Genomic DNA, 13293 nt, shown 5'->3' with positions numbered 1-13293 from the left:
GATGGACCGCGTGGTGGACAACCGGCGGCCCGACCTGCGGACCGAGATCACATCCAGCGCGCAGATCCGCGCCTGGTGCGATCAGTCGCGTCTGCCGGGGGAACGTCCGGAACTGTCCGACATCGCCGCGATCCTGATCGCCAGCGGATTCATCACCCCCGCCGGCCGGGCCATCATCGTTCGGCGCATCTCCACCGGGCTGCCGGTGCCCGTGCTGCCCGGCGGATTCGGAGATCTCCGACGGCTGCAACGCGCGATCGCCCAACTCGAGCATCAACTGGCGAACCCGGTGGTTCCCGGTGTCGTCACGGCGGTGATGCGCAATCGGGTGAACGGGCTGATCCGCCGTCGCGAGGACGCCCGCAAGATCATCGTCACCGGCAAGGGGGTGTTCGGCGGGAGTTCGCGCGCCATCCGCCGTGAACGCCGCGAGAACGTCTACCTCGAGATCCAGGAACGGGAGCGGCTGTTCGGCGGCCTGGTGTGCACGCCGACACCCAATGTGAACTCGTCGGGCTACATGCGGCGTGCCGGCAACGCGGCGCTGGACCGGCTGGCCGGCGTGGTCGGCCAGGTCGCCGCCAAGTCCGGCTATCCGCAGGCCGGTGAGTGGGCCGGGCAGATCCTGGCACCCGAGACCGAACCCTCCACGGCGAGTCGGGCCACCCCGGGCGGCGCCGGCTTCGTCGACGGTTACGAGACGCTGCTGTTTCTCTCCGGTCACTACTACGACCGCATCGTCGGCAACCCCGCGTGGCTGTCCGATCATTTCGAGATCCAGCGCACCCAGGTGAACCTGCATGCCGAACTCGCCGAGATCGCCGCCGACGTGATCGCGCTGCGGGCGGTGCGCATCGACCTCGACCGGGCCAAGGCCAACGCCGGTTTCGACCCGGGCCTCGCCGAGCAGATCGACCGACGCGAGACCGCGCTGCGGCCGGTGTGGACCGAACTCATCGACCGGGTGCAGGCGCTCGGCGAGGTGGCCTCGGTGGTCGAGTCGGCCGCCGTGGAGCTTCGGGTGCTCGCCGAGTACAACCGGGCCACCACGATCGACGACCGCATCGAGGCGTTGATCGGTCGATCGGGCGACCGGGAGATCTCCGTCGACAACGCCAAGCGTCTCACCGAACAGGTCCGGTCCGGTGAGGAGCAACTGCGGGTGTACCGAGATGTGCTGCAGGGCAACATCGCCCGCATCTCGCCCGCGGTGCCGCGGGAACTGCCCGCGCGTTACGAGCCGTCGTAGTGCCGCTGGACGGTCATCGCGTCCACGACCGCAGATAGCCCTTCTCTTCGTCGGTGAGACGCCGCAGGGTGTGCGCTTCGATGTCGACCACGGCCATCTGCGTGCTCGCCACACACGCCGGCTTGATCGACGCGTCGTCGCCGGCGGCGCGGATCTCGTAGCCGATGGTGAAGTCGACCGACCGGAAGGCCTTGATCCACATGCCCACCCGCAACGGTGAGTCGTCGTGGCGGAGCTGCCGCTGGTAGCGGATCTCCACGTGCACGATCATCGCGCTGGTGATCAGGGGCGTGAACTCCTCCCCGGCGGAGAGCAGCCACGCGATCCGGGCCTCCTCCATCAGCGTCACCATCCGCGCGTGGTTGATGTGTCCGAAGGCGTCCATGTCCGACCAGCGAACCGGGACCTGCGCGGTGAAGGCGAACTCGCCCGGTGCCAGTCCGGGGTGCGCGGTCATCTGAGGCGGTTCATGTCGCTGGTCTGCGGCGGACATCGTTCTCCCGGTCACGTGAGGTCGGAGACGGTGCCACCGGGTCGGCGCTGCCTGGCGCGAGGACGCCGACAGGCCGTTGACGGTCGCACCGGACAGTCCGTCCGAGGTTAGCCGAATCGGTGAGGACATCTGGTGAGTGCGCGAGGGCCGAGCACAACGGCGGCGACCGTGTGGGATTGCCCATCGTCGGCGCGCCGTCGACTTCTCCCCGACACATTGCCCAGGTACCCTCGCCCACATCGGCCCGATCGGAGTGCACCGCACGTGCATCCCGATGTGCGGCCCCGGAGGGAGAAGAAGTGATGCCGAGGCGCCTCGCGGTGGTCGCGGGAGCAGTGATCGCCGCCACGACGACGTTCGCTGCGACCACGTTCAGCGGGACCATGGCACCCATCGCCCATGCCGAACCTCGTCACGAGGTCGCCCAGATCTCCAAGTTGACCCGCCTGAGCCCCTTGCGCACCGACATCTGGGTGCGCTCCCCGGCCATGGGCGGCAAGGTCAAGGTGTCGGTGCTCACCCCGCAGAACAGCAGCGGACCCCGGTCGACCGTCTATCTGCTCGACGGCGCCGACGCCGGTGAGAACGTCAGCGATTGGATCACCAAGGGCCGTGCCGGACGGTTCTTCGCCGACAAGAATGTGAACGTCGTTCTCCCGACTGGCGGAGCGGGAAGCTTCTACACGAACTGGCTGCACCAGGACGCGAAACTGGGCAAGCCGCAGTGGGAGACCTTCCTGACGAAGGAGCTGCCGCCGCTGATCGACACGCAGTTCCACGGCACCGGCCGCAACGCGGTCATCGGACTCTCGATGGGCGGGCAGTCGGCGTTCGCGCTCAGCATCCGCCACCCCAGCCTCTACCGGGGAATCGCATCCCTGTCCGGGTGTCCGCCGGTGTCGGGACCGGTCAATCAGGCATACGTGCGCAGTACGGTCGCCAAGAGCGGTGGTGATGCCACCAACATGTGGGGGCCGTTCGGCTCCGCCAACTGGTCGGCGCACGATCCGAGCCTGCATCTGGATCGGTTGCGCGGCAAGGACATCTTCCTGTCTGCGGGTTCGGGTGCGATAGGTCCGCTGGATCTCACCATCCCTCGCGATCCCAAGGACGGTCCACCCCAGGTGTCGACCGCGGCGGGTTCGGCACTGGAACTCGGCGCGTGGCGATGCTCGCTGGAATTCGCTGCGACGTTGCGCGCCAACAACGTTCCGTTCACCGAAGGCTTCCATCTGATCGGCACGCACAACTGGGTGTACTGGGAACAGGATCTGCCCGTCGCGTGGCAGACCATCTCACGCGACCTCTGAGTCGGGCGCCGAAGCGCCGGGCCACCCGAGGTCAGGCGCGGCGGCTCCACTGCTCCGCGAACGCCAGGAAGACGTCGTCCTCGGCCGGGTTGGTCACCGTGACCCGCACTCCGTCGCCGGCGAACGGGCGCACCACCACACCGGCCTCGACACAGGCCGTCGCGAAATCGATGGTGTCCTCACCGAGTTCGATCCACACGAAGTTCGCCTGCGACTCCGGCACCCGATAGCCGAGTTCCCGCAGCCGGCCGGTCACGCGCACCCGTTCCGCGACGACGGCGTCGGTGCGGGCGAGCAGTTCGTCCGCCGCGTCGAGGCAGGCCACCGCGGCCGCCTGCGCGAGGCTGTTGACGGAGAACGGAACGTGGGCCTTCCCCAGCGCAGTGATGACCTCGGGATCGGCGATCGCATAACCGACCCGCAGGCCCGCGAGCCCGTAGGCCTTGGAGAACGTCCGCAGCACAACCAGATTGCGGAACTCCCGATGCAGGGCGATCGCGTCGTATGCCTGGGTCGGGCCGAGCCGCAGGTACTCGAAGTAGGCCTCGTCGAGGGCCACGACGACGTCGGAGGGGACCGCGTTCAGGAATGCCCGCAGATCCGCGGCCTCGACGACGGTCCCGGTCGGATTGTTGGGGTTGCAGACGAAGATCAGGCGCGTGCGGTCGGTGACCGCCGCGGCCATCGCCTCGAGGTCGTAGACGAGGTCGCCGGTCAACGGCACCTGCACCGGCGTCGCCCCGGCCACCCGGGTCGCCAGCGGATATGTCTCGAACGACCGCCAGCCGAAGATCACCTCGTCGCCGGGCCCGCTGGTGACGGTGATCAGGTTCTGGCACAGGATCACCGACCCGCAACCGACCTGGATCTCGGCCTCGGTGACGCCGAGCGTCTTGGCGAGGGCCGCGGTCAGCTCCACCATCCCGTTGTCGGGGTAGCGGTTCGCGGTCGCCGCCGACGCCGCGATCGCGTCCCGGACGCTCGGCAACGGTCCGTCGGTCACCTCGTTGCTGGCCAGTTTCACCGCACCCGGGAAGGTCTTGCCGGGCACGTAGACGGGCAGGTCGTCGAGGTCGGGACGAATGCGCAGGGTCACCCGTCAAATGTAGGACCGTGGGGCCTGTCCAGCCAAAACAGTGCCGCTGCGCTCGCGGTTTGCTTCCGCGCGGCGCGGGTGTGTAACCTTCTGCTTCGGCAGTTCGAAAGGACTCCGCAAGGAGGCGTGCCAGAGCGGCCGAATGGGACTCACTGCTAATGAGTTGTCTCGCTAAAACGGGACCGGAGGTTCAAATCCTCTCGCCTCCGCCGACCTGTGGTCACGCCGACCGCAGGAACAAGTGAATAGCACGCGCCCGTAGCTCAACGGATAGAGCATCTGACTACGGATCAGAAGGTTTGGGGTTCGAATCCCTACGGGCGCACAGAGAAACACCCCGGCACCTGTGTCGACAGGTGCGGGGTGTTTCTGTTGAGGCAAGAACGTCGCCCCGGTGCGGATCCGGCAGCGGGCGTCAGCTGTGGCTACGCGGAGTCTCCGGACTGCTCGTCAGCCGCGCGCCGGCGGTCGGCGTGGAGGGATTTCACCCGACGCTCCTCGCGCAGCACCTCGACGTGTTTGGAGCGTTCGGCGGCGAGCCACTCGGGCATCTCGTCGAGCAAGGCGTTGATCTGGTCGGTGGTGAGCGCTTCGGTCACCTCACCGCGGATCAGCCCGGAGTTCGAGATCCCGAGTTTGGCGGCGACCAGGTTCTTCGGGTGTGGTCCGTTGGCGCGCAGATCGCGCAACCACGACGGGGGATCTGCCTGCAAGGAGGCCAACTCCGCACGGGTGATCGGCCCGGAGCGGAACTCATCGGGCGTCGCCGGCAGATAGACGTCGAGCTTCTTGGCGGCGGTGGCCGGTTTCATGGACTGCGAGCTCATGGTCGCAGCGTATCTCCGCGGTAGCCTCGGGGCGTGAGTTCGCCGGCAGATCCCGACCAGCCCAGCGCCACGGTGTTCCGGCTCGCGTACGTGCCGGGCACGACGCCCGGGAAGTGGGTCCGCATCTGGGGTGAGCGCCACCCGGATGTGCGGCTCGAACTGGTGGCCGTCGAGGTCGCAGACACTGCCGCCGCGATCGGCGACGGCCGCGTCGACATGGCGATCACCCGATTGCCCGACGCGCTCACCCACTCGGATCCCGGTCCGCACCACACCATCACGCTCTACGAGGAGACGACGGTGGTCGTCGTCGGAAAAGATCATGTGCTCACCGCAGGTGACGAGTTGTCGCCGGCCGACCTCGCCGACGAGAACGTGCTGTGGCCGCTCGACGAACCGCTCGCGGTGGCCGATCGCCCCGGAATCGCCGTCGAGCATCGCCCGGAGACGACCGCCGATGCCGTGGAACTCGTGGCCGCCGGTGTCGGGGTGCTGCTGGTCCCGCAGTCGCTGGCCCGGCTGCACCACCGCCGCGATCTGGACTATCGCCCGGTCACCGGGATCCCGACGAGCACCGTCGGTCTGCTGTGGCCCGCGCCGACATCCGAGTTGGCCGAGGAGTTCATCGGAATCGTCCGCGGGCGCAAGGCCACCTCGTCGCGTGGGGCATCGGATCCGGCACCGAAACGGTCGGCGAAGGAGAAGGCCGCCGCCAAACGCGCATCCCGGGAGGCTGCGGGCAAGGTGCCGGGATTGGGAAGAGCCAAGAGCCGCAAGGCTCGTCGTCCTCGTTGACGTCGAGGTTCGATCAGGCGCCCCGAACCGTCGTCAGACGATGTCGCGGCGGAACGTGGTGCAGCGGCCGATGACCGCGAAGACGACGATGTAGGCGACCAGCACCACCCCACCCGCCCATTGGGGCAACAAGTCCATCGAGCCGGTGCCCATCGCCGAGTAGAAACTCGTCCCGATCAACCCGTCGGCGGCGGCGCCGGGTAAGAACTTCGCGATTCCCGACGTGGCATCCAGGGAGGCCAGCGCGATCCGGGCGATCGGTTCGACGAGTTGGGTGAAGACCAGCAGGATGACGAGCGCGGCGACCTGATTGGGTACGACCGTCCCGAATGCGACGCCGAGCGCCGTCCACAACACCATCACCAGCATGGACAGCGCGATGATCTCGATGATCGAACCGTCGGACAGATAGGCGCCGTCACCCCGCCAGGCCAGCAACGGAGCCGATCCCGCGACGACCGCAAGGGTTCCGATCACGCCGTACAGCGCGCCGATCGGAAGGGCGGCGACGAGCTTGGCGACGACGACGAGCGTTCGACGCGGCTCGATGAGGAGCGTGGACGTGATCGTCTTGTGGCGGAACTCGGCGGTCACCGCGAGGCTCCCGATGACCAGGGCGAAGACATAGCCCATCGGACTGGCCAACGAGTAGAGGGCGCCCGCGAGATCGGCTCCGGTCAGCGGCGGCCGCGCCTGCCCTTCGATGTCGGCGGTCATCGAGAAGGCGAGGACCACCGCGATGAAACCGAGGTAGGCGACCATCGCGAGCAGCAACACCCACCACATCCGGGTGGAGGTGAACTTGCGGTACTCGGCGCGCAGGGCATCGGAGATCCCCGCGGCACGTGTGTCGGGACCGGCGCTCATCGCACCTGCACCGGTGGGCGGCTCGTCGGGGCGTCGATCGACGAGGTGAGCTGCAGGAAGACGCTTTCCAGGTCGGCGCCGATGTCGGCGAGCTGGTGGAGTTCGATGCCCGCGGCATACGCGGTCGCCCCGATGGTCGCGGCGTCGACACCGGCGATCCGGAATCCTTCCGGCCCCTCGGCCAGCGGCCAGCGATGGTGGGCCGCCAGCGCGCGAAACGACTCGATCGCCGGTGTGCGCACCAGGGTCTCGTGTCGGGCCAGCGATTCGAAATCGATCAGCGACGACGCGTGGATCAGGCGGCCCGCACCGATCACGACGACGTCGTCGACGGTGCTGCGCACCTCGGCGAGCACGTGACTCGACACCAGCACGGTCTTGCCCTGGTGCGCCATCGCCCGCAGCAGTTCACGCAGCCACACGATGCCTTGGGGATCGAGTCCGTTCGCGGGTTCGTCGAGCACGACGATCGCCGGGTCGCCCAGTAGCGCGACAGCAAGGGCGAGGCGTTGGCGCATACCCGTGGAGTAGCCGCCGACCCGGCGGTCGGCGGCCGCGGTCAGCCCGACGAAGTCGAGGACCTCGCCGCACCGCATGTCGCTCACACCCGCTTGTGGCGCAAGCATTTTCAGGTGGCTGCGGCCTGTGCGGCCGGGATGGAAACTCGACGCCTCCAGCGCTGCCCCGACATGTCGGGCGGGGCGCGGGATCTGCGTGTACGCACGATCGCCGATCAACGCGCGCCCGGCGCTCGGCACCATGAGGCCGAGGATCATCCGCAGCGTGGTGGTTTTTCCCGAACCGTTGGGCCCGAGGAATCCGGTCACCCGGCCGGACGCCACGGAGAAGCTGAGGTCGTCCACGGCGGTGAGGGCGCCGAAACGCTTGGTCAGGCCTTCGACGGTGATCGCCGGCGTCGACATGCATCACTCCGGGGTTGGTTGACGGGGTCCCTGAACGTTACCCATCGAGGACGTGACGCCCGGGTCAGCCACTCCGGCGAACCTCTGCGTGACCCATAGCCCACTCGCCGACGAGAAACTCGTCCTCGACTGGTAGGTAACGAAACAGGTTTATTCGCGGCACGTTTCGACCCACCGGGTTATCGTGGCCCGCGGGACGGTTGATCAACTCATGCTCGGCAACATCTAGCGAAAGGTATTGCCATGACGACTCCCAATCCCGTGGCGCGATATGCAGCTGAATTCGTCGGCACTTTCTGGCTGGTGTTCGGCGGTTGCGGCACCGCAGTGTTCGCCGCGAAGCAGGTGGCCGTTGGCGACGACGTGGGAACCAAGGTCCAGGTCGGCGTCGGCTACCTCGGTGTCGCGCTCGCCTTCGGTTTGACGGTCGTCACCATGGCATATGCGTTGGGCCATGTCTCCGGTGGCCACTTCAATCCGGCGATCACCCTCGGTGCGGTGATCAGCGGCCGTACGCCGGTGAAGGATCTGCCGGGCTACTGGATCTCGCAGGTGGTGGGCGGACTGCTCGCCGGCCTCGCGCTGTGGCTCATAGCGTCGGGCAAGGAGGGATTCAACCGGATCGGGAACATGGCGGCCAACGGATACGGCGACCACAGTCCGGCCGGGTACGGACTCGGGGCGGTGATCGTCGCCGAAGTGCTGTTGACGGCGTTCTTCCTCCTCGTGGTTCTCGGTGCGACCGATTCGAGAGCCCCGCAGGGTTTCGGGCCGCTGGCCATCGGTCTCACCTTGACCCTCATCCATCTGATCTCCATCCCGATCTCCAACACCTCGGTCAACCCGGCCCGCTCGACGGCGGTCGCGTTCTACAACGGGAACGGGGCGCCGGCGCAGCTGTGGGTGTTCTGGGTGGCGCCGCTCATCGGTGGTCTCCTCGGCGGTTTGCTCTACCCGCTCCTGTTCGAGGACGGGAAGTTCAAGTTCTCCTCGTCGGCCAATCCCACATAAGGGAAACCACCTGGCGCACATCGCTGTAGTGCGCTTTCGGTACTCGTGACCAGGTCCCGGGCCCGTCGGGCGACTGCCCATGCAGACCGCCCGGGAGTCCGTCGGTAGACCGGGACCTCCGCGCATCGTCGTAGGGTCGAAGGGAGACCGCGACGGGTGTGGACGGGAGGTGGCCGATGACGGAACCCGCGGCACGGTCACCTCGTGTGTCCGGCCGGCCGGCCGACGACGTGTACGCCCGGCCCCTCGAGCGCCTGTACCCGCCGCTGGGGTTCGGTCCCGACGGCATGCCGCGAACCGTCGGCCCGCAACCCGTCTCCACGCCGGCACCGGCCGCGCCGGACCCGACCACAACCTCGCCCGTCATCGACGGCGACACCGGCGTCGACGACTCCACACCCATGCCGCGACGGACCTCGTCCAACCGAGGTCTGTGGCGTGGACTCGCGCTGGTGGTCGTGCTCGTGGTCGGTCTGTTCCTGATCGTGCACACCTGGGCTGGACGGAATGCGGACACCGTCACGCAGCCTCCGGTCCCGATCACCCTCCCCACACTCCCGACGATCATGCCGACGATCCCGAGCGAGGGGCCGGGGGCGCAGCCGGGTTTGCCCGCGAATCCCACCGCACCCATCGGGCGGGAGGTCGTCTACCAGGTGATGTCGACCACCTCGACGACGATCATCTACGTCGATCCACGCGGACTGCGGACGATGATCGGCGCACCGAACACCTGGTCGGTGACGTTCACCGCTACGTCCAACCCGCTGCGCATCCTCGTTCTGGCCGGTGGAGGCGCCGCATCGTGCACCATCACCGTCGACGGGCGCGTCGTGGCGACCGACCAGATCACCGAGGAATCGCCGCGCCGCACCGTGTCGTGCCGGGGTTGACGACGCCGCGAACCGCCCAATCCGTGGGCAAAGCACCTCATCAAAGGTGTGCACTGGTCATCGGGTCGCTACCGTAGATCTGTGAGTTCATCGCAGACAGCCCCAGAGAACACCGCGACGCCCGCAGACGGCACGCCGTCGGGCGACTTCAAGACGATGGTGACGTGGCGCGGCGTGGGCGCTGACCGGCTCGAACAGGTCCGCCTGCATGTGACCGGCGCCCGGATCAAGGCCTACGGGCGGATCATCGCGGCCGCCACCGACGACCACGAGGCGTTCTCCGCCTCCTACGAGTTGGTGACCAACGACCTCGGCGTGACCAAGCGTTTGTCCGTGCATCTGCTTCGGGCCGGCGGCGAAACACAGCTCGGCATCAGCCGTGACGGCGAGCACAACTGGTTGGTGCAAACCCCGGACGGCACCACCACCCGCAGCGACTTCAACGGTGCCGAGGACGTCGACCTCGCGCTCTCGCCGATGTTCAACTCGCTGCCCATCCGCCGGCACCGGCTCTACCAGGGTGACGCCATCGTGGACGTGCCCGTCGTCTATCTGTATCTGCCCGGTGGTGCCGTCGAGGCCGCCACCCTGCACTACACCGCGGGCGCCGATTCCATCGGTGTCGTGTCGCCGGTGGCCAACTCGACCATCACCGTCGACGACAACGGATTCGTCGTCGACTACGCCGGACTCGCCACCCGCGTCTGATCGCTGGGCGTCGTCAGCCCACCCAGACCCGCGCCTGATGGGCCTGACGGCGAAGTTCGTGCGCCCAGCCGTCGGCACCGATCTGCACTCCGGTGATCGGGACGGGCGCGGCCCGCGCGATCGTGTCGTAGGCGAGGCGCGCGCGATGTCCGTCGTCGACGAGGATTTCGGCCGTGCCCTGATCCCGGAGCTCGTCGCGTGCCGCGATGAGCCGATCGATGGCCTCCGACAGCACGTTGAGCAGTGCGATGCCGTTGGCCTCGAGCATCGCCCGCTGCAATGCGGGTGCGGTGCCCGCCACCCGGGTGCCATCGCGGAAACTGCCCGCCGCCAGGCGCAGCGCCAGGTTGCTCTCCCCGGCGCCCACGGCCGCCGTCACGGCGGCGGTCAGATGAGGGAGATGCGAGATCGCCGCCACCGCACGATCGTGGGCGTCGGGCGCGGCGGGCACGACGAACGCCCCGACCGCGCGTGCCATCGACGCCACACGCAGCCAGTCGTCGGCGGCGGTGTCGTCGTCGGTCGTGACCATCCACATCGCGTTCTGGAACAGGTGCGGATTGGTGGCCGCCCAACCTGACTGACTGGTGCCCGCCATCGGGTGCCCGCCGACGTAACGCATCTGCGGCGCTCGGCGTGACACCGCCTCGGCGACCGCTCGTTTGACGCTGACCACGTCGGTGAGCAGACAGTTGCCGGCTTCGGCGGCAATCGTCGGGAGCAATTCGTCGAGGGTGGTCGCCGGTGTGGCCAGGACGATCAGCGCATCGTCGGCCGACGCCTGGCGCAGCGTTGCCACCAGGTCCACCGACGCGCGATACCCCTCCTCGGCCGCCGCATCCGCTCCCGCGGAGGAGCGGTTGTAGCCGTACGCGGTGTGTCCGCCGTCGTGCAACGCCCGCAGCAGCGAACCGCCGATGAGGCCGAGGCCCAGGACGCAGACCGGGGTGGAGATCGTCGGATAGGCGGGTGTCGCAGTCACGGCTCTTACATTTCCACAGACCCGCGACGGGTCGCTCGCATGTCCGCGAGACCGATCGTTGTCCCAGGACTTGGGCGCTTCGCCGTTTACGGCTACCGTGACCTGCATGGCAGGTGCCGCTGGTGTGTCGGGTGGTTCGAACAAGCAGGACGTCGCCGACGACGTCGAGGGTTTTGCGGTGGCGGTGGTCCGTGAGGACGGCTCGTGGAAGGTCTCGGCGTTGGAGAAATCGGCGCTCTACAACCTCGCCGACGCCGAGCGTCAGTTGCTCGCGCTGCGGGCCACCGGCGCGGTCTTCGGCCTCCTCGACGTGGACGACGAGTTCTTCATCGTCGTGCGACCGGCGCCGGCCGGTGCGCAACTCCTGGTCTCCGACGCCACCGCCGGGATCGACTACGACATCGCCGCCGACGCGCTCGAAGCGATGAATGTCGAGGTTCCCGACCTCGACCCCGATGACCTCGACGACGTCGACCCATGGGAAGAGGGTGACCTGGGCATCCTCGCCGACCTCGGTCTGCCGGACGCGGTGATGAGCGTGATCGTCGGGGACACCGATCTCTACGCCGACGAGCAGGTCGGGATGATCGCGGCACGGCTGGGCTTCGCCGACGAACTGTCCAAGGTGCTCGACAAACTGGGCCATTGAGCTCCCGCCGCACCGCGGGGTCGTCGCAGCTCCCGGTGTGGGAATCGATGATGGGTGCGGCACTCGAGGCGGCCCGCGCCACCGATGCCGACGACGTTCCGATCGGGGCCGTCGTCTTCGACCCGGCCGGGATCGAGCTCGCGCGTGCGACGAACCGCCGGGAGGCCGACGGCGACCCGACGGCGCACGCCGAGATCCTCGCCCTGCGGGCCGCGGCCGCCCGATTCGGCGACGGATGGCGCCTGCCGGGCTGCACCCTGGCCGTCACCGTCGAGCCGTGCACGATGTGTGCCGGCGCGATCACCCTGTCGCGCATCGGAACCCTGCTGTTCGGTGCGTGGGAGCCGAAGACCGGTGCGGTCGGCTCCCTGTGGGACGTCGTCCGTGACCCGCGGCTGACCCACCGGCCGGAGGTGCGCGGTGGCCTTCGGGAACCCGAATGCCGTGCGCTGATGCTCGACTTCTTCGACCTGCGCCGCGGCGACGGGTTTGCCTGACCGCTCGCGATGGTTGCTGCGCACCGGCGGTGAAATGCTCTTACCGTGGTGGCATGGGGCGCCGACCGTGTGCCCCCCGAAGCGAGGAGGATCCGATGTCCGATGCCGCCGACAAGGCGAACAGCGCGTTCGACACCGCCATGGACAAGGCGAGCGAGGTGTTCGATGCCGCGAAGGACAAGTTCGGTGAGTTCGTCGACAGCGACACGGTGCACGGTGTCGTCGACTCGGCGAAGGAGAAGATCTCCGAACTGGTCGACAGCGACACCGTCCAGAGCGCGATGCAGTCGGCGAAGGAGAAGGTCTCCGAGGTCGCCGACAGCGACACCGTCCACAGCGTCGTCGGCAGTGTCACGTCGACCGTCGGCAACCTCAAGGACAAGATGACCGGGCATTGATCCGCGCCTGACCAGGCATCCTGGCCGGTTTCGGAGTTCCATGGCACGGTGGAGGGTGCTTTCGAACCCGACGGTAACAAGGCCGCCGGGTAGTTGGAGGAGGCAGCAGTTCAATGGGAATCACCGACGACGCCAAGAACAAGGCCGAGGAACTGAAGGGGCGCGGTAAAGAAGCTGCCGGCGACCTCACCGACAACCAAGATCTCAAGAACGAGGGCAAGGGCGAGCAGGGCGTGGCCCAAGGCAAGCAGAAGGTCAGCGAGGCCGCCGACGCCGTCAAGGGCGCGGTGGACAACGTCAAGGACAAGCTGACCGGACGCTGACGTCCGGCGCCTTTCGCCCGCTGTGGTCTTCTGACCAGGCGATTTAAGCCAGGACGCGGACTGCGGTACAGTCTTCCGCGGTGGCGTGTCCGAGCGGCCGAAGGTGCAGCACTCGAAATGCTGTGTACGGTAACCCCGTACCAGGGGTTCAAATCCCCTCGCCACCGCAGCGAACACCCTCCCATCGATGCAGATGGGAGGGTGTTTTCGTATCTGTCGCGGATCGTCTGACACGGAGCACAGCGAGAGCGGCTCGTCGCGTGGACTGTGCA

The 13293-nt window shown here is 67.8% G+C and carries 16 protein-coding genes and 3 tRNA genes; 13 read left to right on the top strand and 6 right to left on the bottom strand.

All coding sequences use genetic code 11. From position 1 onward, the window contains the following. The first annotated feature begins 1 nt into the window (after position 1). A complete protein-coding gene (locus ACWDTI_RS03190) occupies positions 2-1249 on the top strand; it encodes a hypothetical protein (protein WP_449736589.1) in 1248 nt (415 codons plus the stop codon). Between the two features lie 13 nt (positions 1250-1262). Here ACWDTI_RS03190 and ACWDTI_RS03185 read toward each other — a convergent pair whose 3' ends face one another. Next, a complete protein-coding gene (locus ACWDTI_RS03185) occupies positions 1263-1706 on the bottom strand; it encodes an acyl-CoA thioesterase (protein WP_449736944.1) in 444 nt (147 codons plus the stop codon). A 338-nt stretch (positions 1707-2044) separates the two neighbouring features. On the opposite strand from ACWDTI_RS03185, the gene ACWDTI_RS03180 reads away from it, so the two are divergent. Further along, complete coding sequence (locus ACWDTI_RS03180) at positions 2045-3052, top strand: alpha/beta hydrolase (RefSeq protein WP_449736588.1); 1008 nt, start codon at positions 2045-2047, stop codon at positions 3050-3052. Between the two features lie 31 nt (positions 3053-3083). On the opposite strand, the gene hisC is transcribed toward ACWDTI_RS03180, so the two are convergent. Next, positions 3084-4148, bottom strand: a complete 1065-nt coding sequence (gene hisC, locus ACWDTI_RS03175) for a histidinol-phosphate transaminase (protein WP_449736587.1) — start codon at positions 4146-4148, stop codon at positions 3084-3086. A gap of 120 nt (positions 4149-4268) precedes the next feature. On the opposite strand from hisC, the gene ACWDTI_RS03170 reads away from it, so the two are divergent. Further along, positions 4269-4357: transfer RNA gene (locus ACWDTI_RS03170), tRNA-Ser, on the top strand. 43 nt (positions 4358-4400) lie between these two features. Then, a tRNA-Arg gene (locus tag ACWDTI_RS03165) sits at positions 4401-4473 on the top strand. Between the two features lie 100 nt (positions 4474-4573). Here the strand turns inward: ACWDTI_RS03165 and ACWDTI_RS03160 are convergent. Beyond that, a complete protein-coding gene (locus ACWDTI_RS03160) occupies positions 4574-4960 on the bottom strand; it encodes a DUF5997 family protein (protein WP_449736943.1) in 387 nt (128 codons plus the stop codon). Positions 4961-5008: 48 nt separating this feature from the next. Here ACWDTI_RS03160 and ACWDTI_RS03155 point away from each other — a divergent pair, with 48 nt between their 5' ends. Continuing rightward, complete coding sequence (locus ACWDTI_RS03155) at positions 5009-5770, top strand: LysR family transcriptional regulator substrate-binding protein (RefSeq protein ID WP_449736586.1); 762 nt, start codon at positions 5009-5011, stop codon at positions 5768-5770. A 33-nt stretch (positions 5771-5803) separates the two neighbouring features. Here ACWDTI_RS03155 and ACWDTI_RS03150 read toward each other — a convergent pair whose 3' ends face one another. Together ACWDTI_RS03150 and ACWDTI_RS03145 are read right to left on the bottom strand one after the other, a co-directional pair. Beyond that, positions 5804-6604: an ABC transporter permease gene (locus ACWDTI_RS03150; protein WP_449736942.1), complete on the bottom strand. Its 801-nt coding sequence runs from the start codon at positions 6602-6604 to the stop codon at positions 5804-5806. 29 nt (positions 6605-6633) lie between these two features. Next, complete coding sequence (locus ACWDTI_RS03145; protein ID WP_449736585.1) at positions 6634-7560, bottom strand: ATP-binding cassette domain-containing protein; 927 nt, start codon at positions 7558-7560, stop codon at positions 6634-6636. A gap of 243 nt (positions 7561-7803) precedes the next feature. Between ACWDTI_RS03145 and aqpZ the strand changes: the two genes are divergently transcribed. The 3 genes from aqpZ (at position 7804) to ACWDTI_RS03130 (ending at position 10172) form a co-directional block, all read left to right on the top strand. Further along, entirely contained in the window at positions 7804-8571 is a 768-nt protein-coding gene (aqpZ, locus tag ACWDTI_RS03140; protein ID WP_449736584.1) for an aquaporin Z, read from the top strand. Positions 8572-8747: 176 nt separating this feature from the next. Further along, on the top strand, positions 8748-9464 hold the full coding sequence (locus tag ACWDTI_RS03135) for a hypothetical protein (RefSeq protein ID WP_449736583.1): 717 nt from the start codon (positions 8748-8750) through the stop codon (positions 9462-9464). A gap of 81 nt (positions 9465-9545) precedes the next feature. Further along, entirely contained in the window at positions 9546-10172 is a 627-nt protein-coding gene (locus ACWDTI_RS03130) for a putative glycolipid-binding domain-containing protein (RefSeq protein WP_449736582.1), read from the top strand. Positions 10173-10185: 13 nt separating this feature from the next. On the opposite strand, the gene ACWDTI_RS03125 is transcribed toward ACWDTI_RS03130, so the two are convergent. Beyond that, entirely contained in the window at positions 10186-11154 is a 969-nt protein-coding gene (locus ACWDTI_RS03125; RefSeq protein ID WP_449736581.1) for a prephenate dehydrogenase, read from the bottom strand. A gap of 106 nt (positions 11155-11260) precedes the next feature. Here ACWDTI_RS03125 and ACWDTI_RS03120 point away from each other — a divergent pair, with 106 nt between their 5' ends. From ACWDTI_RS03120 to ACWDTI_RS03100, 5 genes are all read left to right on the top strand, one after another. Continuing rightward, positions 11261-11803 carry a tRNA adenosine deaminase-associated protein gene (locus ACWDTI_RS03120; protein WP_449736580.1) on the top strand — a complete coding sequence of 181 codons (543 nt, stop codon included), beginning with the start codon at positions 11261-11263 and terminating at the stop codon, positions 11801-11803. A gap of 47 nt (positions 11804-11850) precedes the next feature. Further along, entirely contained in the window at positions 11851-12300 is a 450-nt protein-coding gene (locus ACWDTI_RS03115) for a nucleoside deaminase (protein WP_449736941.1), read from the top strand. Positions 12301-12395: 95 nt separating this feature from the next. Beyond that, the gene (locus ACWDTI_RS03110; protein WP_449736579.1) at positions 12396-12698 is read left to right on the top strand and encodes a hypothetical protein; all 303 of its coding nucleotides are present in this window, start codon (positions 12396-12398) and stop codon (positions 12696-12698) included. A 113-nt stretch (positions 12699-12811) separates the two neighbouring features. Next, positions 12812-13021 carry a CsbD family protein gene (locus ACWDTI_RS03105; protein ID WP_449736578.1) on the top strand — a complete coding sequence of 70 codons (210 nt, stop codon included), beginning with the start codon at positions 12812-12814 and terminating at the stop codon, positions 13019-13021. Between the two features lie 79 nt (positions 13022-13100). Then, a tRNA-Ser gene (locus ACWDTI_RS03100) sits at positions 13101-13188 on the top strand. Positions 13189-13293: the final 105 nt, after the last annotated feature.

The sequence above is a fragment of the Gordonia sp. NPDC003424 genome (genome assembly GCF_053588655.1).
The sequence above is the reverse complement of the archived record's forward strand: the minus strand, read 5'-3'. Positions and strand labels throughout refer to the sequence as shown.